The organism is Halomonas ventosae (genome assembly GCF_004363555.1).
GTDB lineage: Bacteria > Pseudomonadota > Gammaproteobacteria > Pseudomonadales > Halomonadaceae > Halomonas > Halomonas ventosae.
Genome location: NZ_SNZJ01000004.1, coordinates 138,298 through 162,956, shown reverse-complemented (window position 1 = coordinate 162,956; position 24,659 = coordinate 138,298). Strand labels below are relative to the sequence as shown.

Genomic DNA, 24,659 nt, shown 5'->3' with positions numbered 1-24,659 from the left:
GCTGCGGGCGATCACAGGCCGCCGACACAGACGTATTTTAGTTCAGTGTACTCATCCAGGCCGTGGCGCGACCCCTCGCGTCCCAGCCCCGACTCCTTGACCCCACCGAAGGGCGCCAGCTCGGTGGAGAGAATGCCTTCGTTCACTGCCACCATGCCATATTCCAGCCCTTCCATGACATGCCAGATACGACGATAGTCGCGGGCATAGAAGTAGGCGGCAAGACCGAACTCGGTGGCGTTGGCCATGGCGATGGCCTCCTCCTCCGTCTCGAAGCGGAACACCGGCGCCAGGGGGCCGAAGGTCTCCTCGGTGGCCACCTTCATCTCCTCGGTCACGTCGGCAATGATCGTCGGCTGGAAGAAGGTGCCACCCAGCGCATGGGGTTCGCCGCCGCAGACCAGCCGGCCGCCCTTGTCCAGGGCGTCGCGTACGTGGCTCTGTACCTTCTCCACGGCGGCGGCGTTGATCAGCGGGCCCTGCACCACGCCCTCGTCGAGGCCGTTGCCGACCTGGAGCTGGGCCACACGTGCGGCCAGCTTCTCCAGGAAGGCCTCGTAGACACCTGCCTGCACCAGCAGGCGGTTGGTGCAGACGCAGGTCTGGCCGGAGTTTCGGTACTTGGAGGCCACCGCCCCCTCGACGGCGGCATCCAGGTCGGCGTCGTCGAAGACGATGAAGGGGGCGTTGCCGCCCAGTTCCATGGAGGCCTTCTTGACGGTGCCGGCGCACTGGGCAAGCAGCCGCTTGCCCACGGGGGTGGAACCGGTGAAGGAGATCTTGCGCACCCGCGGGTCGGTGGTCAGCACCTCGCCGATCTCGGCCGGCCGGGAGGCGGTGACGACGTTGATCACCCCGGCCGGGAAGCCGACCTCCTCGGCGAGCTTCACCAGGGCCAGGGCGGTGAGCGGGGTGGCCTCGGCGGGCTTGATCACCACCGGGCAGCCGGCGGCCAGGGCCGGGGCGCACTTGCGGGTAATCATCGCCAGCGGGAAGTTCCAGGGGGTGATGGCCGCCACCACGCCGATCGGCTCGCGGAACACCAGGATGCGCTTGTCCACGCCGTGGCTGGGCAGGGTCTCGCCGGCGACGCGCTTGGCCTCCTCGGCGTAGTACTCCACGAAGGAGGCGCCGTAGGCCACCTCGCCGCGGGCCTCGGCCAGCGGCTTGCCCTGTTCCAGGGTCATCAGACGCGCCAGGGCTTCCTGGTGGGCCATGATGGCCTCGTACCAGGCGCGCAGCAGGGCGGCGCGCTCCTTTGCGGTGCGCCGCTTCCAGGCCGGCCAGGCGTCCGACGCGGCAGCGACGGCCTCGCGGGCCTCCTCGGCATCGAGGTCCGGGACCTCGGCCAGGGGCTCGCCGGTGGCGGGGTTGGTCACGGCGAAGCGGCGTGCGCCTTCGCGCCACTGGCCGGCCACATAGGCCTTGTCGATCAGCAGCTGGGGATCCGCGGACATGGGAACTCCTCGTCGGGGGTGGTCATCTTGTTGGACGAGTGTGCATTATTTAAAACAAGTCGCCAAGCCCCGATGTCGCCCGTTTTTCGCGGTCGCTGGCCACACGGCCATCGGCGCCGGCAACGCTTTCCGCTACACTATGGCGCCGACTCGCCGCGGTGCGCGGCGCGGCACGTTCCTGTTCCGGTTTTATGGCGAGGTGAGCCTTGGTCGATCCCCTGAATGCCTGGTGGGCCCAGCAGCTGGTGCTGTGTGACTGGGCCTTCACACCCGATCCCCTGACGGTGGAGGCCGATATGGCCGTCGAGCGGCTGGCCGCCCTCGGGGTGGCCGACCGTGGCGAGCTGGGCTGGTGCCTGCTGGAGGCCCTGGGCGCCGGCGGCGCCGGCGTCGACCCGGCCAGGCTGCTGGCCGGGCTGGAGGTCATCGCCCTGGGCGGTGCGGCGGGCTGGCTCGGGGAGTCGCGCGCCCGGGCCTGGGCCCAGCGGATCGCCGAGGAGGTCAGCGCCCACCACGCGAGCCTCGATGCCTGGCTGGAGGCGCTGCTGCATGCCCGCAGCGCCGAGGGCTGGGTGCGTGGCGATGACGGCTTCTTCGAGGCCTGCGAGGCCCTCTCTGTTCTGGAGCACGACGGAGAGGGGGTGACCTGGGAGATGATGCAGGAGTGGCTGGCTACCCATGCCATGCCACTCGCGCTCTGGCCGTCGGCCCCCGAGGATCAGGTCTGGCGGTTGCGCGCCGCCTTCTCGCCGGTCGTCGAGCTGCCCGCCGGCCCCCAGGACTGGCAGGGGCTGGCGGGCTGGCTGGAGGAGGCCTGGGAGATTCGCAGCCGCGAGGACCTGGTGCGCAGCCTGCTGTGGCTGGCCTCCCAGGGCGATCGCCAGGCCTGGGACCTGGATGCCGGACGCCTGCTCGAGGCGGATGCCGGGATGCGCCGGCAGTGGCAGGAAGCCCTGGCCGGCACAGAGCGGGACTACGGCCGGGTGCTGCTGGGCTTTCTCGATCAGGGCGAGCCGCTGGAGTGGGCCGCCTGGGACTGGCTGCGGCTGATCGACCTGGCCTGGGCCGGCGCCTGCCTGGGCTGGCTCGATGCGCGGGAGGCCCGCGACTTCGCCGTCCACGGCGCCGACCTGGCGCTGCGCCGCTACAGCGACTGGGCGGCCCTGGCCCGGGCCTACCAGCGCGGGCGCAGCCTGTTCGAGGGGCGCAACCTGCTGCCCGCCCTCCAGGCGGACTGGGCGCTGCTGTTGCATTCGCCGGTGAGTCCCTGGCGCCCGGCCCTGCAGGGGCTGGTGACGGAGGAGCTCATCGCGGCCTCGCGTGATGCCCTGCGGGCCTGGCGTGGTGACCCCCGTCACTGGACGCTGGCGCTGGCCGCGGTGCGCGAGCCCGAGTTCGCCGCCCGCCAGGGGCCGCTGCCCGAGCTGCCGGTCGCGCGGCGCGAGGAGGCGCGCCACTACCTGGTCGAGACCCTCGACCTGCATGCCGACGAGGGCGTCGAGGCGCTCTCCCGCTACTGGCTGCCGGCCCAGGCTCACCACCTCAACCAGCTGGCGGCGGATGCCGCCCACGCTGCCCTGCCGCCGGCCGAGACCCCCTTCGGCCACCCGGTCCCGGACGAGCTGGCGAGCCGCGATGCCCTCCGGCAGGCCAGCCGCCACGCCGCGACCATCCACATGGCCGAGAAGTTCGCCTTCCACCTGCAGATGGCCATGGACAGCGGAGACTTCGACGCGTCCCGCCTGGCCGGCCTGGCCGAGGCCCTGCAGGGCTCGCTGTGCCGCTTCTATCCCGATGCCCGTCGCCTGCTGCAGGCCTGGGCCCACTGGGAGACCCTGCTGCCCGAGCCCGAGCAGCCCCCCATGCTGGCCGAGATCCGCTGGCATCTGGAGGATCCCGGGAGCCTCTTCCACTGGCTGGACTGGCGCGTCGGGGCGTGGCACGAGCCCGGGCCGCGACCGACGCTCGCCCACTTCACCGCCATGGCGCTGGTCGGGCCGCTCAACAGTCCGGCCTGGAGCCTGCCGCAGCCAGAGAGCGAGCGCGAGTGCGCGGCCATCCGCGACTGGGTCGATGGGCACTATGCCCTCCACGGGGAGGCGGAGCTGGGCGAGTTCCTCGAGTACCTGATCGAGGCCGGCGATCGCCAGGAGTACCAGATCAACTATGCCCCCTACACGCTCAATCACGGGCGGCTGGCCTCGGAGATCGCCACCCTCGAGAGCGGCGAGTGCAGCGAGGAGGAGGGCGCCCACCTGTTGCGCCTGCAGCGGGTCAGGGACAACGAGGACGGCTGCAACGAGGTCGATCTGGCGGCCTGGGACATCGCCCAGGCCGTGGACCTGGCCATCGCCGGCCGCCAGCTGGGCTGGCTCGGCGAGGCGGCGTTCCTGGGGCTGCTCGAGCGTGCCCATGGGCTGGCCGGCGAGCACTATGCGGGCTGGGAGGAGTATGCCCGCGGTCTGCACGCCGGCTTCTCGTTCTTCATGGGCGAGACGCCAGAGCGCGAGAGCTTCCTGGCCGGCTTCCGCCAGGCCCTGGTGGCCTGGCTCTCGGGGGCGCCGCCGCTGGCGGGGGCCTGGGCCAGCCTCGACTTTCCCGGGGCGCGGCCACGCCACTGGGCGCCGCTGCACATCGATACGCTGCCGGGCGACAGCCGTACCCTCCACTGAGGGCTCGCCGTGATAAGAAAGTATGGTTTATAGTCAACGATATTGATGACATGGCTCCTCCTGTCGGGAGCCTTCGCCAGGCAGCGAGCCGCCGACAGGCCGCTCTGGCAGTGATACCGGGCCGCTCCCGGCAGCACTGCCACAGCGACACTATCCGCAGACCGGACGACGCAGGGCGTCGAAGGCACGGGTGCGGCTCAGGGAACGAGGTCTTCGCAGGATGCTGGTCAAACGCGTGTGTCGCATCACCGTCATCGGGGGAGCCCTGGCGCTGCTGGCGGGCTGTGCCGCTTCGGGCGGCGTCGAGGAGGAGGCCGTCGGCGGCTACTTCGCCCGGGACCTGCCCGGGATGCCCGCCAACCCCCGGATGTCCCCCGTGGACAATCCCATCCTGGAGGCCCGCGGCCTGCACAACCCGCCCCCGAGGGTGATCCGCCGGGCCCTGCTGGCCCAGCACGAGCGCTGGGCCGGCACCCCCTACCGGCTGGGCGGCAGCTCCTTTCGCGGGATCGACTGCTCGGCCCTGGTGCAGAACGTCTTCAGTGACACCTTCCGCTTCGACCTGCCGCGCACCACCGAGGAGCAGGTGCGCGCCGGCCTCGAGGTCGAGCGTGATGCCCTGCGTCCCGGCGACCTGGTGTTCTTCCGTCCCCCCGGGGCCTACCGCCATGTGGGCATCTACGTCGGCGAGGGCCGCTTCCTGCATGCCTCCACCTCACGGGGCGTGATGATCTCCGAGCTCGACAACCGCTACTGGCAGCGCCACTTCTGGCAGGCGAGGCGCACCCTGGAGCCGACCCTGCTGGCCCGGCGCCTGGGCGAGACCGGCGAGGGCTGAGGGCCTGCTAGAGCACCTCGCGGTGGGCCAGCACGAAGTCCAGGAAGGCCTGCTCGGCCCGCGACAGGTAGGCACCGCGCCCCCAGGCCAGTGACAGGTCCAGCCAGGCGGGCGGGTCGAAGGAGACCGCCTGGAGCTCCGGCTCCTCCACCACCCGCCGCAGGAAGGTGGTGATGCCGAACCCCTGACGGACGATCGCCTTGGTCAGCGGTATCAGGTTCGACTGGAAGGCAATGTCGGCCGTGGTGCCGGTCTCGCGCGCCAGGGCATCGACGAACTCGCGGTGGAAGTAGCCACCCTGGAACAGCACCAGGGTCTCGCCGAAGAAGGCCTCGGCGGAGACGCTTTCGCGCCGGGCGAAGGGGTGCTCTCGCGGCACGCAGACCACCATCTCCTCGCGCACCAGGCGCCGCCGTTCCAGGTGACGGCTGCTGTCGTCGTCGATTACCACGCCCAGGTCCAGCTCGCCGTCGGCGATCATCCGCTGCAGGCGTCGCGCACCGGCTTCCACCACGGTCAGCCGGATGCCGGGATGGCGGGTCTTGAAGCCCATCAGCAGCGGCGGGAAGTAGTAGGAACCGAGCATCGAGGGGATTCCGATGCGCACCTCGCCCTTGACCAGGCCATGCAGCTCGCGCATGGCGAGGTGCGCGGCCTCGGCGCGGTCGAGCAGCGCCCGGGCATGGGGAACCAGGGCCTCCCCCTCGGGGGTGAGGGTGATGCGTCGCTCGTGGCGGTGGAAGAGCGGCAACTCCAGGCCCTTCTCGAGACCGGCGATGGTCTGGCTGACCGCCGACTGCGCCACATGGAGCGTCCGGGCGGCAGCCGTGAAGCTTCTCTGGTCGGCCACGGCCAGGAAGACCCTGAGGGTGCGCAGGTCGAAGGGCAGGCTCATCGGCGTTACGGGATTCGAGGCATAAGCAAACCAGATGGTAATGATCTGGATATTCTGTTTGGCTTATCATTCTCGCCGATGGATCATGGCCTGCCAAGCCGGAGGACACCATGATCACCGCACATACCCGCGCCTGGTGGCGCGCCACCCTGGCCCTGTGCCTGGGCTCCTTTCTGGTCTTCATCAACCTCTATGCCCCACAGCCGCTGCTGCCGGCGCTGCGCGAGGCCTTCGGGGTCTCGACGCTGGGCATCAGCCTGGTGATGTCGGTTGCCACCCTGGCGCTGGCCGCCTCGCTGCTGGTGTTCGGCCCGCTCTCGGATGCCATCGGCCGGGACGCCATCATGCGCCTGACCCTGCTGGCGGCCGGGCTGCTCTCGCTGGGGCTGGCGTTCGCGCCGAACTTCGAGACGCTGCTGGCGCTGCGTGCCCTGCAGGGCTTCGTGCTGGGCGGGCTGCCGGCGGTGGCGATCGCCTGGATGGGCGACGAGTTCGAGCGACCGGCCCTGCTCTCGGCGGTGGGACTCTATATCGGTGCCAACTCCCTGGGCGGCATCAGCGGCCGGGTGGTGGGCGGCGCCGTGGCCGAGGTTGGCGGGGCACCGGCCAGCTTCCTGGCGGTGGGGGCGATGACGCTGGTCGGGCTGGCGCTGTTCTGGAAGCTGCTGCCCGCCGCCCGCGCCTTCAAGCCGCGGCGTTTCGAGCTGCGCGGTGCCCTGGCCGACCTTGGCGGCCATCTGCGCAATCCGTTGCTGCTTGGCGCCTACCTGCTCGGCGGGCTCAACTTCCTGATCTTCATCAACCAGTACAGCTACATCACCTTCCGGCTGGCCGATGCTCCCTTCGAGCTGGGTACCCGGGTGCTGGGGCTGATCTTTTTGACCTACCTGGGTGGCACGCTCGGCTCGTCGCTCTCCGGCCGGCTGGCCACGCGCTGGTCGCAGCCGGCCTGCATGATGCTGGGGATCCTGATCCTGATCGTCGGCACGGCGGTGACCCTGGCCGGGTCGCTGTGGTGGATCATCGCCGGGCTGACCGTCAACGCCTTCGGGTTCTTCCTGGCCCACTCCATGGCCTCGAGCTGGGTGGGGCGACGGGCCCGCGCGGCGCGGGGCAGCGCCTCGGCGCTCTACCTGGTGTTCTACTACAGCGGCGCCAGCCTGGGCGGCTTCTGGCTGGAGCCGTTCTGGCGGGCCGCCGGCTGGCCAGGCGTGGCATTGGCCTCCTGGCTGATGCTGGCGGTGACCCTGGGGCTGGCCGGCTGGCTGTGGCGGCGCGAACGCCGCGAGGATCAGGAGGCCGCGCTGGCGCCGGCCTCCTCGCCCCAGACCTCCTCGAGGCGCTCGACGCGGCCGCAGGCCGACTTGTAGAAGCGATAGCGCACCGGGTTCTCCAGGTAGTAGTCCTGGTGGTAGGCCTCGGCCGGGTAGAAGGCCTCGAAGTCATTGATCTCGGTGGCGATGGGCTGGTCGAAGCGCTCGGCGACGGCGTCCCGGCTGGCCTCGGCCAGCGCGCGCTGCTCGGCGTCCATGGGGAAGATGGCGCTGCGGTAGGAGGCGCCCTGGTCGCAGAACTGGCGATCCACGGCGAAGGGGTCGATGTTGCGCCAGAACACGTGCAGCAGGGTCTCGTAGTCCACCTGGTCGGGGTCGTAGTCGACCTTGACCACCTCGGCATGGCCGGTGCCGCCGGCCGTTACCTGGTTATAGGTCGGGTCCTCGGTGTGGCCGCCACTGTAGCCGGAGATGGTGGCCCTGACCCCTTCGACCTTGTCGTAGGCTTCCTCCATGCACCAGAAGCAGCCGCCGGCGAAGACGGCACTGGCGCTCTCGCCATCGGCCTGGGACGTGCCGGAGAGGGCCATGGCGGTCGGCAGGGCAAGCAGGGCGAGATGGCGAAAAATGGGGCGGGGCAGCAGGCGCATCGTATGGCTCCATGGGGCAAGGGTGATAGATTAGAGGCTGTTTCTGGCCTGGGGTTCCGTACAACTCCTGTCCAATCATCCCCCACTGTAAGGGACGCTATCCCGTCGCGACAGAGCGGCGTTCCCCTTCGCCCTGACGACCTTTCGACCCTTCACCATCGGAGCTTCCCTTGACCCGACGACGCCTGATACTCGCGGCCGTGATCGCCCTGCTGGTCGCGGCCTACTTCCTCAGTGGGGCCCACCAGGCCCTGAGCCTCGACAACCTGCAGGCCGAGCAGGCGCAGTTCCAGGCCTGGCTGGCCGCCGAACCGCTGACCGTCGCCGGCGGCTTCTTCCTGATCTACGTGGCCATCACGGCGGTCTCGCTGCCCGGGGCGACCCTGCTGACCCTGCTCGGCGGGGCGCTGTTCGGCTTCGGCTGGGGGCTGCTGCTGATCTCCTTCGCCAGCGCCCTCGGCGCCACGCTGGCCGCGCTGATCGCCCGCACCCTGGCGCGCGGGCCCCTGGAGCGGCGCTTTGCCACCCAACTCGCCCGCATCAATGCCGGCATCGAGCGCGAGGGGGCCTTCTACCTCTTCACCCTGCGACTGATCCCGCTCTTTCCCTTCTTCGTCATCAACCTGGTGATGGGGCTGACCCGCATGCGGTTGCTGACCTTCTACTGGGTCAGCCAGGTCGGCATGCTGCCAGGCACGGCGGTGTTCGTGAACGCCGGGCGCGAGCTCGGCCACCTGGAATCACTCTCCGGGGTCCTCTCCCCGGGGCTGATCGGCTCCTTCGTGCTGATCGGCCTCTTTCCCTGGCTGGCCCGTGCCCTGGTGGCCATCGGCAAGCGGCGCCAGCTGGCCCGTCGCTTCGACCGCCCGCGCCACTTCGACCAGGACATCGTGGTGATCGGTGGCGGATCGGCCGGGCTGGTCGCCAGCTATATCGCCGCGGCGGTCAAGGCCCGGGTCGCGCTGGTGGAGCGCGACCGCCTGGGCGGGGACTGCCTCAACACCGGCTGCGTCCCCTCCAAGGCGCTGATCCGGGCCGCGCGTGTCGCCAGCGAGATCCGCGAGGCCCCGCGCTACGGGGTCTCCGCCGGGGCGCCCGAGGTGGACTTCGCCGCGGTGATGGGCCATGTCCACCGCGCCATCCGCGAGGTGGAGCCCCACGACAGTCGCGAGCGTTACGAGGGGCTCGGCGTGGAGGTGATCGCCGGGGAGGCCGTCCTCGAGGATCCCTGGCGGGTGCGTATCCGCGAGGCCTCGGGCGAGCGGGTGGTGACCACGCGCCATGTGATCATCGCCAGCGGGGCGCGGCCGCGCGTGCCGTCGCTGCCCGGCCTGGAGGCGATCGAGGTGCTCACCTCCGATAACCTCTGGCGGCTCGAGACACTGCCCGAGCGCCTGGTGGTGCTGGGCGGGGGCCCCATCGGCTGCGAGCTGAGCCAGAGCTTCGCCCGGCTGGGCAGCCGGGTGGCGCTGGTGGAGATGGGGGGCCAGCTGCTGCCCCGGGAAGACCGGGAGGTGGCCGCCGAGGTCGAGGCCTGGCTGGGGGAGGAGGGCCTGGCATTGCATCTCGCCACCCGGGCGCTGCGGGTGGTGGCCGAGGAGGGCAGTGGCCATGCCCTGGAGGTCGAGGGGCATGACGCCCGGGGCGAGGCGGTGATCGAGCGGCTGCCCTTCTCCCACCTGCTGGTGGCAGTGGGGCGCCAGGCCAACGTCGAGGGGCTGGGCCTCGAGGCCCTGGGTGTCGAGACCCGTCCCGACGGCACCCTGGCCGTGGACGAGGCCCTGCAGAGCGTGCTGCCCAACGTCTGGGCCTGCGGCGACGTGGCGGGCCCCTATCAGCTGACCCATGCCAGCGCCCACCAGGCCTGGCATGCCACGGTGAATGCGCTGTTCGGCGAGCTCAAGCGCTTCCGGGTGAGCTATCGGGCCCTGCCGGCAGTCACCTTCACCGACCCCGAGGTGGCGCGGGTCGGGCTCAACGAGCGCGAGGCCTTCGCGGCGGGCGTCGAGGTCGAGGTCACCCGCTACGCCCTGAGCGAGCTGGATCGCGCCATCGCCGAGGGCAGTACCCGCGGCTTCGTGAAGGTGCTGACCGTGCCCGGCCGCGACCGGATACTCGGGGCCACCATCGTCGGCCAGGGGGCGGGGGAGATGCTCGCCGAGTTCACCCTGGCGATGACCCGCGGCATCGGGCTCAACAAGCTGCTGGGCACCATCCATCCCTATCCGACCCACAGCGAGGCGGTGAAGGCCACGGCCGGGGTGTGGAAGAATGCCCACAAGCCCGAGCGCCTGCTGGGCTGGCTTAAGCGCTACTTCGCCTGGCGGCGGGGTGGCGACGGTACCGAGGAGAGGGGGAGGTAGCATGCTCGATCGCTGGACCATGCCGCTCACCCAGGGGCCGCTGACGTGGCTGTCCCGTGGCCTCGCCAGGTGCCAGGTGCGTCCCGATCAGGTGACGGTCGCCGCCTTCCTGGTGGGAATGCTGGCCCTGCCGCTGCTGGCCCTGGGGTGGACCCTGCCGGCGCTGGTGGCCATCCTGCTCAATCGTCTGGGCGATGGGCTGGATGGCGCCCTGGCCAGGCTGACGCGAGAGGCGAGCGATGCCGGGGGCTTTCTTGACATCGGCCTGGACTTCGTCTTCTACGCGGCGGTGGTGCTGGGCTTCGCCCTGGCCGATCCGGCGGCCAATGCCCTGGCGGCGGCCTTCCTGCTGTTCGCCTTCATCGGCACCGGGACCTCCTTCCTGGCCTTCGCCATCATGGCCACGCGCCACGGCCTGGAGCGGCCCCGCTTCCAGCAGAAGGCCTTCTACTACCTGCACGGTCTGACCGAGGGCACGGAGACGGTGCTGGCCTTCGTGCTCTTCTGCCTGTTTCCCGGGCACTTTGCGCTGCTGGCGTGGGTCTTCGGCGCGGCCTGCCTGGTCACCACCGCCACCCGGCTATGGGGCGGGCACCGCACCCTGCGCGCCTTCGAGCAGGCCAGCCAGGAAGGATCTCATCCCTGAACGACGAGGGGGCAGCCCCTGGCTGCCCCCTCGTGAATCCGGCGGCGCCTCTCGGCGGCCGTTGTGGTCGGACGAGCCTTCAGTGCTCGTGGCCGCCCTCGCCGTGCACGTGGCCGTGCTCGACCTCTTCCTCGCTGGCCTCGCGGACTTCGGCGATCTCCACATCGAAGTTCAGGGCCTGGCCGGCGAGCGGATGGTTGCCGTCGACGGTGACGGTGTCGCCTTCCACGCTGGTCACGGTGACCATCAGCGGGCCGCCCTGGGTCTGGGCCTGGAACTGCATGCCCGGCTCGACGCTGTCGACACCCTGGAAGGCGTCACGCGGCACTTCCTGCACCAGCTGGGGCTGGACTTCGCCGTAGCCTTCTTCCGGGGAAACCTTGGCCTGGAGCTTGTCGCCGGTGGCGCGACCTTCCAGCTGCTTCTCGAGGCCCGGAATGATGTTGCCGGCGCCGTGGAGGTAGGTCAGCGGCTCGCGGCCTTCCGAGCTGTCCAGCACTTCACCTGAATCGTTGGTCAGGGTGTAGTGGAACGCGACAACGGAATTCTGCGCAATCTGCATTGATGAACCTTTCGGTGAGTGCATGTAGCGCGACATGGTAACGCGGCAGTCAAGCCACTGTCAGGGGCATGGAGGAAATTCAGGATGTGGGGATCGAGCCTGAGCCGCATTCACGCCCTCTAACGTGCCCGCGCGCGGGGGACTTTCGGACGGTTGCGTGGCCTACCGGGCAGGGATACCCTTGCCGGAGTCCGATTTCCCGATTCCCTTCGAACGTCCCTTGCATGGAGAGTGCCATGACCTTGACCCTGATCTGGCTGATCGCCTTTGCCGTCTTCCTGTATCTGTTCCTGAAGCGCTGGGAGGCCTCCGTCAGCGGCATTCTCGATGCGCTGCTGCCTGCCGTGCTGCGCAGCGAGGATGATCGCTGGGTATGGTGTCCGGCCCTGGCGGTGCTGGGCGCCACCTTCATCGTGCGTCCCGTGGACCTGCTGTTCACGGTGATCGTGATCGGCCTGGTGGCACTGGTCGCCACCAAGCTGGCCGGCTGGGCCATGAACAAGGTCGATCTGCACTGAGGCCGTCCCCGCTCATCCCCGATCAAGACCGGAACGAGGAAGGCCCGCGGAGCACTCCGCGGGCCTTCTTCATATGGGCGGCTGCCCTGGCTGTCGTTGCCGATCTCAGTAGGGGGCCACGCTGATGCTGCTGCCGCTGCCGATCAGGCGGACGCGCTGGCCGACCTGGAAGGCCTGGTCGGCCTTCTGCACGACGACGACGTTCATCCCGTCGTCGCGACGGATCTCCATCTCCCAGGCGTCAATGCGGTTGGAGGACTCCTCGATCTTGCTGCCGGCCACGCTGCCGGCGATGACCCCGGCGGCGGTGGCGAGGGTGCGGCCGGAGCCGCCGCCCACCTGATTACCCAGCAGGCCGCCGATCACCGCGCCGCCACCGGTACCGACGATGCCGCCGGCGCGACTGTCGGCCTGGACCTGCACCCGGCGCAGGGCCTGGATGGTGCCGAAGCGGACCGTCTGTTCGGTGCCCACCTGGTTGCTGCTGTAGACGTTGCCGCCCATGGGGGCGGTATTGGCGCAACCGGTCAGGGTCAGGACGCCGATGGCCAGAACGGGAAGAAGGCGTTTCATTCAGGATCTCCTTGATGTCCGTGACGAACACTCGGTCCCCGGAGGGTGACCAAAGGTTAATGGACAGTGTTCTTTAACGAGTCTACCCACTGCAAACCGGCTTGGCCAGCGCGTCGGGCTTCCTGTCACGAGTGTAGCGCCGCCAGGTGGCCGACAATATGAAAAAAGGGAGGCCAATCGGCCTCCCCAATGGGTCCAGTGAGTGTTGCCAGCGGCCTCAGCCGAACTGGTTCATGGTGTTGTCCTTGCCGCCGGCCTTGAGTGCCGCCTCGCCGTGGAAGAACTCCTTGTGGTCGTCCCCGATGTTGGAGCCCGCCATGTCCTGGTGCTTGACGGTGGCGATGCCCTCGCGGATCTCCTTGCGCTGCACGCCGGCCACATAGGCCAGCATGCCCTCGTCGCCGAAGTAGCCCTTGGCCAGGTTGTCGGTGGAGAGGGCCGCGGTGTGGTAGGTCGGCAGGGTGATCAGGTGGTGGAAGATACCGGCTTCGCGAGCGGCGTCGCGCTGGAAGTTCTGGGTCCACTCGTCGGCCAGGCGGCCGAGCTCGGTGTCGTCGTAGTCGGCACTCATCAGGTTGTTGCGGTCGTAGGCGGAGACGTCCTTGCCCTCCTGCTCCCAGGCATCGAATACCTGCTGGCGGAAGTTCAGGGTCCAGTTGAAGGACGGGCTGTTGTTGTAGACCAGCTTGGCGTCCGGGCAGACCTCGCGGATGCGGTTGACCATGCCGGCGATCTGGCCGACGTGGGGCTTCTCGGTCTCGATCCACAGCAGGTCGGCACCGTTCTGCAGGCTGGTGATGCAGTCCAGCACCACGCGGTCCTCGCCGGTGCCCGGCTTGAACTCGTAGAGGCCGGAGGCCAGGCGCTTGGGCTTGACCAGCTTGCCGTCCTGCTTGATGACGACGTCGCCGTTGTTGATGTCGGAGGCCGAGGCGATCTCATCTCCGTCGAGGAAGCTGTTGTACTGGTCGCCAAGGTCGCCCGGCTCGTTGGTCACGGCGATCTTCTGGGTCAGGCCGGCGCCCAGGGAGTCGGTGCGGGCCACGATCACGCCGTCATCCACGCCGAGTTCCAGGAAGGCATAGCGCACGGCGTTGAGCTTGGCGATGAAGTCCTCGTGGGGCACGGTGACCTTGCCCGCCTGGTGGCCGCACTGCTTCTCGTCGGAGACCTGGTTCTCGATCTGGATGCAGCAGGCGCCAGCCTCGATCATCTTCTTGGCCAGCAGGTAGGTGGCCTCGGCGTTGCCGAACCCTGCATCGATGTCGGCGATGATCGGCACGACGTGGGTCTCGAAGCCGTCGATCTTCGCCATGGCCTCGTCGGCCTTCGCCTGGTCACCGGCCTTCTTGGCCTCGTCCAGGTCACGGAAGAGGTGGTTGAGCTCCCAGGCATCGGCCTGGCGCAGGAAGGTGTAGAGCTCCTCGATCAGGCCCGGCACGGTGGTCTTCTCGTGCATGGACTGGTCGGGCAGGGGGCCGAACTCGGAGCGCAGGGCGGCGACCATCCAGCCGGAGAGGTAGAGGTAGGAGCGCTTGGTGGTGCCGAAGTGCTTCTTGATGGAGATCATCTTCTGCTGGCCGATGAAACCGTGCCAGCAGCCCAGTGACTGGGTGTACTGCGAGGTGTCGGCGTCATAGGCCGCCATGTCCTCGCGCATGATCCTGGCGGTGTAGCGGGCGATGTCCAGGCCGGTCTGGAAACGGTTCTGCACGCGCATGCGGGCGGCATGCTCGGGGTTGATGTTGTCCCACTTGCCCTGCTGGGCTTCGCGCAGTTGAGCCAGAGCCTTGAGTTCGTCTTTGAATGTCGTCATGGGGCCATCCTTCGGGTCAGGAGTGGAATCTCGTGATCGCGATGTCGGGAAAAACCGGTGTCGCGGCCGCTGGAATCGCCTGCTGCACCATTCGGCAATGCCTTATGCTGCATCTGCGAAGTGCTGTCAGGTTCGACCAGATGCCGGGGCTTGTCTCTACGGCCTTGGTCGAACCCCGGGGAGGGAGTGCCAGCTGATGTGCCTGACCCCGTGGGTCCGTTGGCAAACAGCTGTTTTACCCTCGCCATGGCAGCCACTATGGCCCCTGAGGACGGGCTTCAACAATTGACACTTGGGGGGAGAGGTCGTTGTAACTCGACTACAGGACGGTGCCTTGATGGACCTTTCCTGTAGTCGGGTTTCCGCGGAGCCAGCGGGGTAATCGCGCCTCAATGGTCGAGGTCAAGGCGCATATTGCGGTGCGGAATGCCGGCATCGAGGAACTCGTCCCCGAAGGCCATGAAGCCCAGCTGCTCGTAGAATGCCAGGGCATGGGTCTGGGCGGCGAGCTCCACGCTGGCATGGCCGTCACGGCGGGCGGCCTCGATGGCGGCCCGCATCAGGGCGGCACCGATCCCCAGGCCGCGGGCCTGGGCGAGCACGGCCACCCGCCCGATATGGGCATCGGGCAGCAGCCGGGCGGTGCCCAGCGGGAGGTTGTCGTGCAGGGCCAGGAAGTGGCGGCACTCGGGGTCGCGGCCGTCCCACTCCTCCTCCCGCGGCACCCGCTGCTCCTCGATGAACACGATCCGGCGGATCTCCGAGGCGGCCTCGCCGATTGCCGCCCAGTCCCCTTCGCGAATCTCGACAGTGGTGTCCATGGCCTCACTCCTCCGCGAAGTCCGCGGCCCAGCCGAGGCTGCCGATATCGAGCAGGCGGGCGAGCAGCGCGTCGGCGCCGGGCAGGGCCAGCACCTCGGCGTCCAGAGGGGCGTCGGAGGCCACGTGCCGGGCCAGGGGCAGGGCACAGTTCAGCCCATCGCCATCGGCGAAGAGGGTCGCGCGGTCGTCGTCCAGGGCCCGCCAGGCGAAACGCGAACCGGGGCTGCGTACCAGTTCCTCGCCCTCCTGTAGTGCGGCGACAAGCGCCTCGACCTCGGTCGGGGTCTCGGTGGGGACCAGCTGGTCGACGTACTTGGGCTGGGTCATCACGCGGCCGAACCACTGGGCCAGCTGGGCCGGGTCGTCCAGGGTCTCCAGGATCAGGCGGCGCATGCGCGCCACCGCGGCGTCGTCGAGCTCGGCGGGGTCTTCGGGCGGCGTCATGCCGGCATCGGCGTAGCGCCGTGATGCCGGCAGCTGCTCGCCGAGATAGTCGGCAAACGAGGTGATCGCCTCGTCCGCGGAGGGGGCGCGAAAGCCCACCGAGAGGGTCATGCAGTCGTCGGACTGGCTGACGCCATGGTGGGCCCAGGCGGGCGGCAGGTAGAGCATGTCGCCGGGTTCCAGCACCCAATCGCTGCCGGCCTCGACCTCGAAGGTCTCGAGGATGCGCAGGTCGATGCCGTCGAGAATGGGAGCATCGTCGTCGACCTTTCCGCCCAGTTGCCAGCGGCGACGGCCGCTGCCCTGCAGCAGGAAGACGTCGTACTGGTCGACGTGGGGACCGACGCTGCCGCCCGGGGGGGCATAGCTGATCATGATGTCGTCGAGTCGCCAGCGGGGCAGGAAGGTGAAGGCCTCGAGCACCTCGGCGACTTCCGGCACGTAGTGGTCCACGGCCTGCACCAGCAGGGTCCAGTCGCGCTCGGGAAGCCGGGCGAAGGTGGCCTCATCGAAGGGCCCGTGGCGGACCTGCCAGGGGCCCTCGGCACCGTGTTCTTCCACCAGGCGGGCCTCGACCCCCTCCTCGCAGGCGAGCCCTGCCAGCTCGTCCGGGTCCAGCGGGCACTGGAAATCGGGGAAGGCGCCACGGATCAGCAGCGGCTTCTGCTGCCAGATGTCGCGCAGGAAGTCGGCGGCGGTCAGGCCGCCCAGCGTGGGCAGCGGCGCATCGGAGTTCATAGCTTCCTCGCCTGCTCTTCCGCGTTGCCGATATAGGTCGCCGGGCTCAGGGCCTTGAGCTCGGTCTTCACCTTGTCAGGCAGCGCCAGGGTGTCGATAAAGGCGGCGAAGCCGGTCTGGTCGATGCGCTTGCCGCGGGTCAGCTCCTTGAGCTTCTCGTAGGGCTTCTCGATGCCGTAGCGGCGCATCACCGTCTGGATCGGCTCGGCGAGCACCTCCCAGCTGGCGTCGAGGTCCTCGGCGATGCGCGCCGGGTTGGCCTCGAGCTTGCCGATGCCCTTGAGCGAGGCCTCGTAGGCGATCAGGCCATAGGCCAGGCCGACGCCCAGGTTGCGCAGCACCGTGGAGTCGGTGAGGTCGCGCTGCCAGCGGGAGATCGGCAGCTTCTGGGCCAGGTGGCCGAGTATGGCATTGGCAAGCCCCAGGTTGCCCTCGGAGTTCTCGAAGTCGATGGGGTTGACCTTGTGGGGCATGGTCGAGGAGCCGATCTCGCCCTCGATGGTCTTCTGCTTGAAGTAGCCCAGCGAGATGTAGCCCCAGACGTCACGATCGAAGTCGATTAGGATGGTGTTGAAGCGGCAAACCGCATCGAACAGCTCGGCGATGTAGTCATGGGGCTCGATCTGGGTGGTAAAGGGGTTGAAGGTCAGCCCCAGGCCCTCGACGAAGGTGCGGGCATTGGCTTCCCAGTCCACTTCCGGGTAGGTCGCGAGATGGGCATTGTAGTTGCCGACTGCCCCGTTGATCTTGCCCAGGATCTCGACGCCCTCGATCTGCGCGAGCTGGCGGCGCAGGCGGTAGGCGACGTTGGCCATCTCCTTGCCCAGGGTGGTGGGGCTCGCCGTCTGGCCGTGGGTGCGCGAGAGCATCGGCTGGGCGGCGTGCTCATGGGCGAGCCTGGCGACCTCGTCGGCCACCCGGTGCATCACCGGCAGCAGGCTCTTCAGGCCGTCGGTCAGCATCACACCGTGGGAGAGGTTGTTGATGTCCTCGCTGGTGCAGGCGAAGTGCACGAACTCGGTGACGGCGTGCAGTTCGGGCTGGCCGGCGATCTTCTCCTTGATGAAGTACTCCACCGCCTTGACGTCGTGATTGGTGGTGCGCTCGATCTCCTTGATGCGCGCGGCGTCTTCCAGGGAGAAGTCGCGCAGCAGCGCCTCGAGGAAGGCGGTGGCCTCGGCGGAGAGCCTGGGCACCTCGGTGATCTGCGGGTGCTCGGCGAGGCGCTGCAGCCAGCGGATCTCGACGATGACCCGGGCGCGGATCAGGCCGAACTCGCTGAAGTGCTCGCGCAGGGCCTCGGCCTTGCCGGCGTAGCGGCCGTCGACGGGGGAGAGGGCGGTCAGGGCGGAGAGAGGCAGGGAAGCGGCTTGCATGATCGGGTTCCGGTCAAGGGAAGTGGAAGGGTCAGCCCAGCTGGTCGAGGGTCTTCTTCAGGGCGCCGCGCTGGAAGACCAGCTTCCAGCGTCGCCCCCCCTGCTGGTGCCAGAGCAGGGCGAAACGGATGCCGGCAAGCAGGATGGCGCGCACCCGCTCGGGCATCATGCGACTCTGCAGCAGCGAGGGGTCGCCCTGGACGACGATGCGGGTCTTGAGGGTCGAGAGCGTCTCCTGGTAGGCCTCGCCGAGACTGGCGATGACGTTCTCGTGGGTCTCACCGAAGTGCTCGGCCTGGCCCTGGATGCGGGCCAGGCGCGTGCCGAGGTCATCCATCATGGCATCGTTGCCGCGCAGCTTGTTCATCAACATCAGCAGCGAGAAGCCGTAGCGCAGCACCACCGGGTTGGCCTGCTGGCGGCCGACCACGCCCTCGAGTACCTCGAGACCGCGGCGCAGGTTGTTGGGATGGCCGCCGTAGATCGCCTCGAAGCTCTCGGGGTTGGTGTCCAGAGTGGCGCGAATCAGGGTCTCCCAGGCGCGCTGGTCGACCTGGCCGGTGCGGGCGAGCTCGTCGACCAGGCTGGCCGCCTGGAAGACCCCGGCGAGTGCCAGGGCCTGGCGGGCCGTCGGGGTGTCCGGGGCGCGGTGGATCGGGGTCGAGGCGGTCATGCGTCAGGCTCCGTGGCGTTCCAGGTCTCGCGGATCACCCCGCCGCCGAGGCAGATCTCGCCATCGTAGAGGACCAGCGACTGACCGGGGGTGACGGCGCGTTGGGGCTCATCGAAGTGCACCTCCACCCCGCCATCCTCCCGCGTGTGGAACGTACAGGGCACGTCGGCCTGGCGGTAGCGGGTCTTGGCGGTGTAGCGGCCCTCGGCGGCGGGGGGCGTGCCGGCCACCCAGTCCATGGCCTCCGTGGCCAGGGCGTCGGTGTAGAGCAGCGGGTGATGCTTGCCCTGCACGGCGACGAGCACGTTGCGCTCGAGGTCCTTGGCGGCAACGTACCAGGGGGCGTCCGGATGGTTGGCGAGCCCGCCGATACCCAGTCCCTGGCGCTGGCCCAGGGTGTAGTACATCAGTCCCATGTGTTCGCCGATCACCTCTCCCTCGGGGGTCTCGATCACGCCGGGCTGCGCCGGCAGGTACTGCTTGAGGAAGTCGCGGAAGCGACGCTCGCCGATGAAGCAGATCCCTGTGGAGTCCTTTTTGCGCGCGGTGACCAGGTCATGGCGCTCGGCAATGGCGCGCACCTCGGGCTTCTCCAGCTCGCCCACCGGGAAGAGGGTGCGGGCGATGGCGGCCTCGGGGACGGCGTGCAGGAAGTAGCTCTGGTCCTTGTTGGGATCGAGCCCCTTGAGCAATCTCGGGCGGACCTCTCCGCGGATGCCCTGGGGCACCCGCCCTGCACGAACATAGTGGCCGGTGGCGATCTTCTCGGCGCCTAGCATCTCGGCGTACTCGAGGAACACCTTGAACTTGATCTCGCGGTTGCAGAGGATGTCCGGGTTCGGCGTGCGCCCGGCCTGGTACTCGGCCAGGAAGTGCTCGAAGACGTTGTCCCAGTATTCGGCGGCGAAGTTGGCGGTATGCAGCCGGATGCCCAGCTTCTCGCACACCGCCTCGGCGTCGGCCAGGTCGGCCTTGGCGGTGCAGTACTCAGTGCCGTCGTCCTCGTCCCAGTTCTTCATGAACAGGCCTTCGACGTCGAACCCCTGCTCCAGCAGCAACAGGGCAGACACGGAGGAGTCGACGCCGCCGGACATGCCGACGATCACCTTGCCTGTGGTGGCGGTCATGGGCGCCCTCGGAATCGGTGTGTCATAAATGGGGCGCGATTATACATGATACGAGCGCCGAGCGCCGAGCCGCCAAGGAGCAAGGGGGCTCGTTACGTCTTGCTTTCTACTTGAGCCTCGGCTTGGCCGCTTGGCCGCTTGGCCGCTTGGCCGCTTGGCCGCTTGGCCGCTTGCCCCCTCAGCGCTCGTGGATCACGTCCATGGGGTAGAAGCGGCTCGCCAGGGCGTCGCGGACGCGCCGCAGCACCAGCGGGCTGCGCAGGCGGCCTTCCCGGTCCAGCGCCTCGAGCTCGTCGAGGGTCAGCCAGTGCACGGCGAGGATGGCCGGGTCCAGCTCGTTGCCCAGGTGGGCCAGGGCCATGCCGAAGAAGCCGTGACTGTGGAAGGTCAGGCCATCCGGCGTGCGGTAGATGTACATGCCCAGGTAGTCGGTGATGCCCACCTGCCAGGCGGTCTCCTCGCGGATCTCGCGAAGGGCGGCCTCCTGGATGCGCTCGCCGGGCTCCAGGTGGCCGGCGGGCTGGTTGAAGAGGGTCTCGTCCCCGCCGCGGTCCTCCTCGACCATCAGGAAGCGCCCGGCCCGTTCCACCACGGTGGCCACGCTGATATAGGGTTGCCAGCGACTCATCGGCGGCCTCCTCTTGCTTGGCCCCGGCGAGCGCCTGCCGGCGGCCTGCGCGGGGCGTGAAGGGTCTCCCGTCGCCACTCGCCCGGGGCCAGGCCATCCAGGCGCCAGGGGCCGATGGCCACCCGGACCAGCCGCAGGGTGGGGTGGCCGACATGGGCGGTCATGCGGCGGACCTGGCGGTTGCGGCCCTCGGTGATGGTCAGCTCGAGCCAGGTGGTTCGCGGGTGGCGTCGCGTGTCCAGGGGCGGGTCCCGCTCGGGCAGCCCGCTCTCGGCCAGGCGCCGCACCTTCGCGGGCCGGGTGCTGCCGTCCTTGAGCGCGACGCCGTTGCGCAGTGCCTGCAGGGCGGCCTCATCGGGCTCGCCCTCCACCTGCACGCGGTAGGTCTTGGGCTGCTTGTGGCGGGGGTCGCTGATGCGATGGATCAGCTCGCCGTCGTCGCTGAGCAGCAGCAGGCCCTCGGAGTCGTAGTCCAGGCGCCCGGCAGCATAGACCCCCGGCACCGGGATGACATCGGCCAGGGTGGCGCGGCGCTCCGATTCGCCGACACCACGGTCGGTGAACTGGGAGAGCATGCGGTAGGGCTTGTGCAGCAGGTAGAGGTTCATCGTCTCCTTCCACTATACCGGGTGCCTGACGCCAATCAACGCCCGATGCCATAACGCGACGGCTCCCCCCCGCCATGGGGCGGACGGGAGCCGGAAGGGCCGCCCGCAGCGGGCGGCAGGTTGTCTCGTGGCGATGCGTCAGTCCTGGGCGACCAGGGCCAGGGCGTCGTTCAGGGTCTTGCTGGGACGCATGACGGCACGCGCGAGCGCGGGGTCGGCATGGTAGTACCCGCCGATGTCCACCGGTTGCCCCTGCACGCCGTTCAGCTCGTCGAGAATGGTCGCCTCGTTGGCCGTCAAGGTCTCGGCCAGGCGGGTGAAGAGTCTCTTGAGTTCGGCATCCTCGTCCTGGGAGGCCAGGGCCTGGGCCCAGTAGAGGGCGAGGTAGAAGTGGCTGCCGCGGTTGTCCAGCTCTCCCGCCTTACGGGAGGGCGACTTGTTGTGCTCGAGGAACTCGCCGGTGGCCGTGTCCAGCGCATCGGCCAGCAGGGTCGCACGCTCGTTGCCGAACTGCTTGGCGAGATGCTCCAGGGAGGCCCCCATGGCGAGGAACTCGCCAAGGCTGTCCCAGCGCAGGTGGTTCTCCTCGAGGAGCTGCTGGACGTGCTTGGGCGCCGAGCCGCCGGCCCCGGTCTCGAACATGCCGCCGCCGGCCATCAGGGGCACGATGGAGAGCATCTTGGCGCTGGTGCCCAGCTCCAGGATCGGAAACAGGTCGGTGAGGTAGTCGCGCAGGATGTTGCCGGTCACCGAGATGGTGTCGAGGCCGCGGACCACGCGTTCGAGGGTGTAGCGCATGGCCCGGACCTGGGACATGATCTGGATGTCGAGCCCCTCGGTGTCGTGCTCCTCGAGGTAGGCCCGGACCTTCTTGATCAGCTCGTTCTCGTGGGGGCGGTAGGGGTCGAGCCAGAACACGGCCGGCATGCCGGAGTCGCGGCAACGCTCCACCGCCAGCTTCACCCAGTCGCGGATCGGCGCATCCTTGACCTGGCACATCCGCCAGATATCGCCTTCCTCGACGGTCTGGGAGAGCAGCACCTCGCCGGTCTCCAGGTCGGTGATGTTGGCCACGCCGGCCACCGGGACCTCGAAGGTCTTGTCGTGGGAGCCGTACTCCTCGGCCTTCTGGGCCATCAGGCCGACGTTGGGCACGGTGCCCATGGTGGCGGGGTCGAAGGCGCCATTCCATTTGCAGAAGTTGATCATCTCCTGGTAGATGCGGGCGAAGGTCGACTCCGGCATCACCGCCTTGACGTCCTTGAGGCGGCCGTCGGCGCCGTACATCTTGCCGCCGGCACGAATCATGGCAGGCATCGAGGCGTCCACGATCACATCGCTGGGCGAGTGGAAGTTGGTGATGCCGCGCGCCGAGTCCACCATGGCCAGTTCCGGTCGCTGGTCGTGGCAGGCGTGCAGGTCGCGGATGACCTCCTCGCGCTGGGTCTCGGGCAGCGTGTCGATCTTCTCGTACAGGTTCGCCATCCCGTTGTTGACGTCGACACCCAGCTCATCGAACAGCGCACCGTGCTTCTCGAAGGCATCCTTGTAGAAGATCTTCACGCAGTGGCCGAACACGATCGGGTGCGAGACCTTCATCATCGTCGCCTTGACGTGCAGGGAGAACATGACGCCGGTCTTGCGCGCATCCTCGATTTCCCGCTCGTAGAACTCGAGCAGCGCCTTCTTGCTCATGAACATGCTGTCGATGACCTCGCCTTCCTGCAGCGAGACCTCGGGCTTGAGCACGTGTGCCTGGCCGCTCTCGGGGATCAGCTCCATCTTCACCTTGCGGGGGCGATCCAAGGTCATCGACTTCTCGCCGTGGTAGAAGTCGCCGCCGTGCATGTGCGAGACGTGGCTGCGCGAGGCCTGGCTCCACTCGCCCATGTGATGCGGGTACTTGCGGGCATAGGCCTTGACGGCCTTGGGCGCCCGGCGGTCGGAGTTCCCTTCACGCAGCACCGGGTTGACGGCACTCCCCCTGACCTTGTCGTAGCGGGCCTGGATGTCCTTCTCTTCGTCGCTCTTCGGCTCGTATGGGTAGTCCGGCAGGGGATAGCCCTGTCCCTGCAGCTCCTTGATGGCCTCATGAAGCTGCGGCATGGACGCGCTGATGTTGGGCAGCTTGATGATGTTGGCTTCCGGCGTCTTGGCCAGGGCGCCCAGTTCGGCCAGGTGGTCCTCGACACGCTGGTCGTCTGCCAGGTAGTCGGGAAACTGCGAGAGAATCCGTGCCGCCAGGGAGATGTCGCGCGTTTCCACGTCGATGCCCGCCGCGTCGGTGAAGGCGTCGATGATCGGTAGCAGCGAGTGGGTCGCCAGCGCAGGCGCTTCGTCGGTAAAGGTGTAGATAATCTTCGGCGTGTGGGGCATGGGGCGTGGATCTCTCTGGTCACTGCGGTGGCATGGGATTGGGGTGCCATGCGCGGGCGCCCCGGCGGATGTGGACAAGCCTATCAAGATTGTCGACAAGTGTCCCGCGCAGCTTACCCCTGCTGGGGGGGAGTGGTACACTCCGGGCTCCACTCAATAGACCAAAAGGGGAGTTCGCCATGGGGTTCAACAAGATCGTCGTTCCTGAGAGTGGCCAGAAGATCACCGCCAACGCCGACAACACCCTGAACGTGCCGAACAATCCGATCATCCCGTACATCGAGGGTGACGGCATCGGTGTCGACGTGACGCCGGCGATGATGATCGCCATCGATGCCGCCGTGCAGAAGGCCTATAACGGCGAGCGCAAGATCCACTGGATGGAGGTCTACGCCGGCGAGAAGGCCACTCACGTCTATGATGCCGACACCTGGATGCCGGAAGAGACCCTCGAGGCGGTCAAGGACTACGTGGTGTCTATCAAGGGCCCGCTGACCACGCCGGTGGGCGGTGGCATCCGCTCCCTGAACGTCGCCCTGCGCCAGAAGCTCGACCTCTACGTCTGCCAGCGCCCGGTGCGCTGGTTCGAGGGCGTGCCGAGCCCGGTCAAGAAGCCCGGCGACGTCGACATGGTGATCTTCCGCGAGAACTCCGAGGACATCTACGCCGGCATCGAGTGGAAGGCCGGTACCCCGGAGGCCGACAAGGTCATCAAGTTCCTGCGCGAGGAGATGGGTGTCCAGAACATCCGCTTCCCCGAGAACTGCGGCATCGGCGTCAAGCCGGTCTCCGTCGAGGGCACCAAGCGTCTGGTGCGCCAGGCCCTGCAGTACACCATCGACAACGACCGCGAGTCGCTGACCCTGGTGCACAAGGGCAATATCATGAAGTTCACCGAGGGGGCCTTCAAGGACTGGGGCTACGAGCTCGCCAAGGAGGAGTTCGGTGCCGAACTGCTCGATGGCGGCCCCTGGATGACCATGAAGAACCCGAAGACCGGCAAGGAGATCGTCGTCAAGGACGTCATCGCCGACGCCATGCTGCAGCAGATCCTGCTGCGTCCGGCCGAGTACGACGTCATCGCCACGCTGAACCTCAACGGCGACTACCTCTCCGATGCCCTGGCGGCCGAGGTGGGCGGCATCGGCATCGCGCCGGGCGCCAACATCTCCGACACCACTGCGATGTTCGAGGCGACCCACGGCACCGCGCCCAAGTACGCCGGGCAGGACAAGGTCAACCCCGGCTCGCTGATCCTCTCCGCGGAAATGATGCTGCGCCACATGGGCTGGGTCGAGGCGGCCGACCTGGTGCTCAAGGGCATGGAGAAGGCCATCTCCAAGGGCGAGGTCACCTATGACTTCCATCGCCAGATGGACGATGCCAAGCTTCTCAAGTGCTCCGAGTTCGGCCAGGCCGTCGCCGACAACATGTAAGTCGCGATGACGGACCCGGGGCCCCCGTCCGCCATCCGGCGGGCGGGGGCCCTTTGCGTTGAGACGTCCTGGTATCGAAACCAGGTGGTGAACCCTGCCGGCCCTGCGGCGTCCAATCACGGTTGAGATGATGGACGGCCTCCGGCTTGTCGAGATGGATAGTGGCT

At 68.3% G+C, this 24,659-nt stretch carries 21 protein-coding genes; 7 read left to right on the top strand and 14 right to left on the bottom strand.

The genetic code is table 11. From position 1 onward, the window contains the following. Positions 1 to 11: 11 nt before the first annotated feature. Positions 12 to 1,457 (bottom strand): NAD-dependent succinate-semialdehyde dehydrogenase, encoded by a 1,446-nt coding sequence (locus tag DFP85_RS04830; protein ID WP_133635172.1) that lies wholly within the window; start codon positions 1,455 to 1,457, stop codon positions 12 to 14. A 206-nt stretch (positions 1,458 to 1,663) separates the two neighbouring features. Between DFP85_RS04830 and DFP85_RS04825 the strand changes: the two genes are divergently transcribed. Together DFP85_RS04825 and DFP85_RS04820 are read left to right on the top strand one after the other, a co-directional pair. After that, positions 1,664 to 4,129 carry a DUF1266 domain-containing protein gene (locus DFP85_RS04825; protein WP_133635171.1) on the top strand — a complete coding sequence of 822 codons (2,466 nt, stop codon included), beginning with the start codon at positions 1,664 to 1,666 and terminating at the stop codon, positions 4,127 to 4,129. A 220-nt stretch (positions 4,130 to 4,349) separates the two neighbouring features. Further along, positions 4,350 to 4,967 (top strand): NlpC/P60 family protein, encoded by a 618-nt coding sequence (locus DFP85_RS04820; RefSeq protein ID WP_133635170.1) that lies wholly within the window; start codon positions 4,350 to 4,352, stop codon positions 4,965 to 4,967. A gap of 7 nt (positions 4,968 to 4,974) precedes the next feature. Here the strand turns inward: DFP85_RS04820 and DFP85_RS04815 are convergent, their stop codons facing one another. Further along, positions 4,975 to 5,862, bottom strand: coding sequence for a LysR family transcriptional regulator (locus DFP85_RS04815; RefSeq protein WP_133635169.1), 888 nt, complete (start codon positions 5,860 to 5,862; stop codon positions 4,975 to 4,977). 110 nt (positions 5,863 to 5,972) lie between these two features. Here DFP85_RS04815 and DFP85_RS04810 point away from each other — a divergent pair, with 110 nt between their 5' ends. Beyond that, positions 5,973 to 7,232 (top strand): MFS transporter, encoded by a 1,260-nt coding sequence (locus tag DFP85_RS04810; protein WP_133635168.1) that lies wholly within the window; start codon positions 5,973 to 5,975, stop codon positions 7,230 to 7,232. On the opposite strand, the gene msrA is transcribed toward DFP85_RS04810, so the two are convergent. Next, on the bottom strand, positions 7,154 to 7,786 hold the full coding sequence (gene msrA / locus DFP85_RS04805) for a peptide-methionine (S)-S-oxide reductase MsrA (protein WP_133635167.1): 633 nt from the start codon (positions 7,784 to 7,786) through the stop codon (positions 7,154 to 7,156). The two genes, DFP85_RS04810 and msrA, sit on opposite strands and share 79 nt — an antisense overlap. Positions 7,787 to 7,956: 170 nt before the next feature. Here msrA and DFP85_RS04800 point away from each other — a divergent pair, with 170 nt between their 5' ends. Further along, entirely contained in the window at positions 7,957 to 10,149 is a 2,193-nt protein-coding gene (locus DFP85_RS04800) for an FAD-dependent oxidoreductase (protein WP_133635166.1), read from the top strand. 1 nt (position 10,150) lies between these two features. Next, positions 10,151 to 10,795, top strand: coding sequence for a CDP-alcohol phosphatidyltransferase family protein (locus DFP85_RS04795; protein ID WP_133635165.1), 645 nt, complete (start codon positions 10,151 to 10,153; stop codon positions 10,793 to 10,795). A gap of 79 nt (positions 10,796 to 10,874) precedes the next feature. Here the strand turns inward: DFP85_RS04795 and DFP85_RS04790 are convergent, their stop codons facing one another. Then, the gene (locus tag DFP85_RS04790) at positions 10,875 to 11,357 is read right to left on the bottom strand and encodes an FKBP-type peptidyl-prolyl cis-trans isomerase (RefSeq protein WP_133635164.1); all 483 of its coding nucleotides are present in this window, start codon (positions 11,355 to 11,357) and stop codon (positions 10,875 to 10,877) included. Positions 11,358 to 11,593: 236 nt separating this feature from the next. On the opposite strand from DFP85_RS04790, the gene DFP85_RS04785 reads away from it, so the two are divergent. After that, entirely contained in the window at positions 11,594 to 11,875 is a 282-nt protein-coding gene (locus DFP85_RS04785) for a hypothetical protein (RefSeq protein WP_133635163.1), read from the top strand. Positions 11,876 to 11,980: 105 nt separating this feature from the next. On the opposite strand, the gene DFP85_RS04780 is transcribed toward DFP85_RS04785, so the two are convergent. The 10 genes from DFP85_RS04780 to DFP85_RS04735 form a co-directional block, all read right to left on the bottom strand. Continuing rightward, entirely contained in the window at positions 11,981 to 12,448 is a 468-nt protein-coding gene (locus DFP85_RS04780; RefSeq protein WP_133635162.1) for an outer membrane lipoprotein, read from the bottom strand. Between the two features lie 217 nt (positions 12,449 to 12,665). Next, the gene (locus tag DFP85_RS04775; protein ID WP_133635161.1) at positions 12,666 to 14,264 is read right to left on the bottom strand and encodes an isocitrate lyase; all 1,599 of its coding nucleotides are present in this window, start codon (positions 14,262 to 14,264) and stop codon (positions 12,666 to 12,668) included. Positions 14,265 to 14,653: 389 nt separating this feature from the next. Beyond that, a complete protein-coding gene (locus DFP85_RS04770; RefSeq protein WP_133635160.1) occupies positions 14,654 to 15,085 on the bottom strand; it encodes a GNAT family N-acetyltransferase in 432 nt (143 codons plus the stop codon). Positions 15,086 to 15,089: 4 nt separating this feature from the next. Beyond that, on the bottom strand, positions 15,090 to 16,268 hold the full coding sequence (locus DFP85_RS04765; protein ID WP_133635159.1) for a cupin domain-containing protein: 1,179 nt from the start codon (positions 16,266 to 16,268) through the stop codon (positions 15,090 to 15,092). After that, the gene (gene purB / locus DFP85_RS04760) at positions 16,265 to 17,629 is read right to left on the bottom strand and encodes an adenylosuccinate lyase (RefSeq protein WP_133635262.1); all 1,365 of its coding nucleotides are present in this window, start codon (positions 17,627 to 17,629) and stop codon (positions 16,265 to 16,267) included. The genes DFP85_RS04765 and purB overlap by 4 nt, the downstream gene beginning before the upstream one ends. Positions 17,630 to 17,675: 46 nt before the next feature. Continuing rightward, positions 17,676 to 18,317 (bottom strand): high frequency lysogenization protein HflD, encoded by a 642-nt coding sequence (gene hflD, locus DFP85_RS04755; RefSeq protein ID WP_133635158.1) that lies wholly within the window; start codon positions 18,315 to 18,317, stop codon positions 17,676 to 17,678. Further along, complete coding sequence (gene mnmA / locus DFP85_RS04750) at positions 18,314 to 19,444, bottom strand: tRNA 2-thiouridine(34) synthase MnmA (RefSeq protein ID WP_133635157.1); 1,131 nt, start codon at positions 19,442 to 19,444, stop codon at positions 18,314 to 18,316. The genes hflD and mnmA overlap by 4 nt, the downstream gene beginning before the upstream one ends. 178 nt (positions 19,445 to 19,622) lie before the next feature. Further along, on the bottom strand, positions 19,623 to 20,072 hold the full coding sequence (locus DFP85_RS04745; protein WP_133635156.1) for an NUDIX domain-containing protein: 450 nt from the start codon (positions 20,070 to 20,072) through the stop codon (positions 19,623 to 19,625). Next, positions 20,069 to 20,680, bottom strand: coding sequence for a pseudouridine synthase (locus DFP85_RS04740; RefSeq protein ID WP_133635155.1), 612 nt, complete (start codon positions 20,678 to 20,680; stop codon positions 20,069 to 20,071). The genes DFP85_RS04745 and DFP85_RS04740 overlap by 4 nt, the downstream gene beginning before the upstream one ends. A 138-nt stretch (positions 20,681 to 20,818) precedes the next feature. After that, positions 20,819 to 23,056, bottom strand: coding sequence for an NADP-dependent isocitrate dehydrogenase (locus tag DFP85_RS04735; protein WP_133635154.1), 2,238 nt, complete (start codon positions 23,054 to 23,056; stop codon positions 20,819 to 20,821). A 179-nt stretch (positions 23,057 to 23,235) separates the two neighbouring features. Here DFP85_RS04735 and icd point away from each other — a divergent pair, with 179 nt between their 5' ends. Next, positions 23,236 to 24,492 (top strand): NADP-dependent isocitrate dehydrogenase, encoded by a 1,257-nt coding sequence (icd, locus tag DFP85_RS04730; protein WP_133635153.1) that lies wholly within the window; start codon positions 23,236 to 23,238, stop codon positions 24,490 to 24,492. Positions 24,493 to 24,659 lie beyond the last annotated feature (167 nt).

Excerpts from the sequence above, each read along its gene's own strand:
- DFP85_RS04740 (WP_133635155.1), bottom strand. The coding sequence starts at position 20,680 with ATGAACCTCTACCTGCTGCACAAGCCCTACCGCATGCTCTCCCAGTTC.
- DFP85_RS04815 (WP_133635169.1), bottom strand. The coding sequence starts at position 5,862 with ATGAGCCTGCCCTTCGACCTGCGCACCCTCAGGGTCTTCCTGGCCGTG.
- hflD (WP_133635158.1), bottom strand. The coding sequence starts at position 18,317 with ATGACCGCCTCGACCCCGATCCACCGCGCCCCGGACACCCCGACGGCC.
- DFP85_RS04810 (WP_133635168.1), top strand. The coding sequence starts at position 5,973 with ATGATCACCGCACATACCCGCGCCTGGTGGCGCGCCACCCTGGCCCTG.
- DFP85_RS04790 (WP_133635164.1), bottom strand. The coding sequence starts at position 11,357 with ATGCAGATTGCGCAGAATTCCGTTGTCGCGTTCCACTACACCCTGACC.
- icd (WP_133635153.1), top strand. The coding sequence starts at position 23,236 with ATGGGGTTCAACAAGATCGTCGTTCCTGAGAGTGGCCAGAAGATCACC.
- msrA (WP_133635167.1), bottom strand. The coding sequence starts at position 7,786 with ATGCGCCTGCTGCCCCGCCCCATTTTTCGCCATCTCGCCCTGCTTGCC.
- DFP85_RS04785 (WP_133635163.1), top strand. The coding sequence starts at position 11,594 with ATGACCTTGACCCTGATCTGGCTGATCGCCTTTGCCGTCTTCCTGTAT.
- DFP85_RS04735 (WP_133635154.1), bottom strand. The coding sequence starts at position 23,056 with ATGCCCCACACGCCGAAGATTATCTACACCTTTACCGACGAAGCGCCT.
- DFP85_RS04830 (WP_133635172.1), bottom strand. The coding sequence starts at position 1,457 with ATGTCCGCGGATCCCCAGCTGCTGATCGACAAGGCCTATGTGGCCGGC.
- DFP85_RS04765 (WP_133635159.1), bottom strand. The coding sequence starts at position 16,268 with ATGAACTCCGATGCGCCGCTGCCCACGCTGGGCGGCCTGACCGCCGCC.
- DFP85_RS04770 (WP_133635160.1), bottom strand. The coding sequence starts at position 15,085 with ATGGACACCACTGTCGAGATTCGCGAAGGGGACTGGGCGGCAATCGGC.
- DFP85_RS04745 (WP_133635156.1), bottom strand. The coding sequence starts at position 20,072 with ATGAGTCGCTGGCAACCCTATATCAGCGTGGCCACCGTGGTGGAACGG.
- DFP85_RS04775 (WP_133635161.1), bottom strand. The coding sequence starts at position 14,264 with ATGACGACATTCAAAGACGAACTCAAGGCTCTGGCTCAACTGCGCGAA.
- DFP85_RS04820 (WP_133635170.1), top strand. The coding sequence starts at position 4,350 with ATGCTGGTCAAACGCGTGTGTCGCATCACCGTCATCGGGGGAGCCCTG.
- DFP85_RS04795 (WP_133635165.1), top strand. The coding sequence starts at position 10,151 with ATGCTCGATCGCTGGACCATGCCGCTCACCCAGGGGCCGCTGACGTGG.
- DFP85_RS04780 (WP_133635162.1), bottom strand. The coding sequence starts at position 12,448 with ATGAAACGCCTTCTTCCCGTTCTGGCCATCGGCGTCCTGACCCTGACC.
- mnmA (WP_133635157.1), bottom strand. The coding sequence starts at position 19,444 with ATGACCGCCACCACAGGCAAGGTGATCGTCGGCATGTCCGGCGGCGTC.